The 280-nt window shown below is 60.4% G+C and carries 1 protein-coding gene; it reads right to left on the reverse strand.

Annotation, left to right across the window (positions count from 1 at the left end; translation table 11 throughout):
* On the reverse strand, positions 1 to 280 hold a 280-nt coding region (locus tag QMX86_RS28265), incomplete at both ends, for an NAD(P)(+) transhydrogenase (Re/Si-specific) subunit beta (RefSeq protein WP_282390442.1).

Here is a 280-nt window from a genome sequence, read left to right on the forward strand (position 1 = left end):
ATCGCGTACTTCACGGTCACGCCGCGATGGGTCAGCTTCTCGGTCAGTTCCTTCAGTGCGTGTTGTGCACGGGCCACTGCCAGAGCGTAGCCCGGGACGATGATCACGGTGTCGGCGTTGGTCAGCAGGAAGGTTGCGTCATCAGCCGAGCCGGAATTCACCGGACGGGCTTCCTGCGCACCGGCAGGACCTGCATCTGCCGTATTGCCGAAACCGCCGAGCAGTACATTAAAGAAGGAGCGGTTCATCGCCTTGCACATGATGTACGAGAGGATCGCAC

The organism is Pseudomonas sp. PS01270 (assembly GCF_029959775.1).
GTDB classification, from domain to species: Bacteria; Pseudomonadota; Gammaproteobacteria; order Pseudomonadales; family Pseudomonadaceae; genus Aquipseudomonas; species Aquipseudomonas atacamensis.